Source organism: Brevibacillus sp. MCWH (genome assembly GCF_013096935.1).
In the GTDB taxonomy this organism is placed as follows: Bacteria; Bacillota; Bacilli; order Brevibacillales; family Brevibacillaceae; genus Brevibacillus; species Brevibacillus aydinogluensis.
Genome location: NZ_SDLF01000180.1, coordinates 1 through 432 on the forward strand (window position 1 = coordinate 1; position 432 = coordinate 432).

Below are 432 nucleotides of genomic sequence, written 5' to 3' on the forward strand. Positions count from 1 at the left end.
TAAATGAATAAGACTAAGGGGGGTTATAAACCTTAGTCTTATTCATTTTTCACAACACGGTGAACATAAGAATAAAAAACAAACAGAAAGAAGGAATGAGAGCAGGAATAAGAAAGGGGAAGATATTTATGGAAAAGATGAAGATGTTTTACTTTCTTATTTGTATGTCAATGTTTACATTACTAGTAGGATTTGTAGGAGAAGAAAACAAAAAGGAGGAAGAAATAACACAAACATTAAATTCATTAAACAATAGCTATACTGAATTAAAAACTATTTTAGAAAATAATATTGAAATCAAAGAAACTAAAGATAATGAAGATTTCTATGTTCCTACGGTTAAAGATAAGAAGGAATTAGAAAATATTCATGAAGAAAATAGTAAAATTTACGTTCAAGTTAAAACTGAATATTTAAATGTAAGAAAAGAGC

1 protein-coding gene is annotated in these 432 nt (G+C 26.4%); it reads left to right on the forward strand.

Annotated features, from left to right (window positions below; genetic code table 11):
* Positions 1 to 128 precede the first annotated feature (128 nt).
* Positions 129 to 432 (forward strand): hypothetical protein (locus ETC00_RS19975; RefSeq protein ID WP_171567769.1); only part of this gene is annotated, 304 nt, incomplete at its 3' end.